Source organism: Emticicia sp. (genome assembly GCF_049241225.1).
Classification (GTDB): Bacteria; Bacteroidota; Bacteroidia; order Cytophagales; family Spirosomataceae; genus Emticicia.
Map to the genome: position 1 here is coordinate 1 of NZ_JBMLRC010000195.1, position 1495 is coordinate 1495.

Consider the following 1495-nt stretch of genomic DNA (forward strand, 5'->3'; position numbering starts at 1 on the left):
GTTGCTACAGTTACCATTCCACTATCGTCGAGATTCTTTTTTTAGGAAAAACTCTACCTGGTAGCTATAAAGACTTACAGCACGTTTGATATTTGAATTGCTATTCATTAGATTAATTTATTGCTTTCTTTGAAAAGATATTTAGGAGTAAAATTATGATAAACACGATGCCGCATATTACGCCAGTTGCTAAAAAAGTATCTTGTACATTGCCTACAAGTTTGCCTATTGAAGAAACAAAAATAGGATTTACAAACTGCCCTAAGAAGAAGGCACTCGTCCAGAAACCCATGCCTCGGCCACGGTATTGAACCGGGAACAAACTTAAAGCCCATGCTATCAAAACTGGAATCGTCATACCACAGCCTAATTGCTGAATCCAGCCAACGGCCACGGCACTCGTAGTATCTTTGGCAAGGCCAATGCCAGCCAGCCCAATGGTGAAAAACAAAAACATTAAAGCCATTTGCTGCCAAAAAGGGCGTTTGGAAACTAGTTTAAAAATCAATGCACCTAAAGGCACGGCAGTACTGGCTATTGCTCCTAAATTACCCACTTGTTTTGGGTCTTTGATACCCATGGCATCCAGAGCTCTTGAAAAATGAATGGTATAGACAAAATAAATAACAGAAAAACCGAGTGTAATCAAAAATACCATAATGGCGGTATTAACAGGAAATTTGGTGTCGGAAGAGACCGAATCTATCTCACTCGTGAATTTTTCTTCGGGTTCAAAAATAAAGATTACAGCAAGTATAGTTATTAAAAAAGAGATTCCGTAAACCAAAAAGGGGAAATTCCAGCCAATACTCGCCAGTTGCCCACTTAGAGCAAGCAATAAGGCAGCAGCGATTGAGCCAAAGAAACCTTGCACCATTAACCATTTTGAACGGTCTTTTGGGGCAAAATAATCGCCCAACAAAGTATTGCCGATAACCAAAACGAAGGCTTCTCCAATACCTAAAAGTAAGCGACCCGTGATAACTGTATTGAAACCATCTAAGAAGAAAGGTAAAATTCCACCTAAACCATATATGGCTGTAAACCAAATCAATAGTTTTCTTCTACCAAATTTATCAACCAACACACCAGCAAATGGGGCAATAAGTGCAATACAGATACCCGGTGCGGTCAGAATCATCGGCACGAGCAAATCTTTGTTGTCAACATCTCTGAAATGTTCCATCAATGTTGGTAAAGCTGGCATCAACGCCACAATAGCCATCATGGGAAGCTGATTTAAAAGAATTACAACAAGTGCTTGCCAAAAGCCTGCTTTTTTGATTGAAAAATTCGCCATTTTTATAGGGTTTAATATGTTATTTTAAATTACATTTTTCACTCAAAACATTGGGTGTGGATTTTTGCAGTTATTTTTGAACTGCTCAAAGCACATCCCAATGTTTACCATCTCCCAAATGCTATATGAACCGACTTTTTATCTGAAAATATCATCAACTGGACTAAACAAACTATTGTCAGATACTCGTCTAAG

General features: G+C 38.5%; 1 protein-coding gene. It reads right to left on the reverse strand.

All coding sequences use genetic code 11. The annotated features are described in order from the left end of the window. Positions 1 to 112: 112 nt before the first annotated feature. Complete coding sequence (locus ACOVO2_RS11035) at positions 113 to 1300, reverse strand: MFS transporter (RefSeq protein WP_421770025.1); 1188 nt, start codon at positions 1298 to 1300, stop codon at positions 113 to 115. Positions 1301 to 1495 lie beyond the last annotated feature (195 nt).

Excerpts from the sequence above, each read along its gene's own strand:
- ACOVO2_RS11035 (WP_421770025.1), bottom strand. The coding sequence starts at position 1,300 with ATGGCGAATTTTTCAATCAAAAAAGCAGGCTTTTGGCAAGCACTTGTT.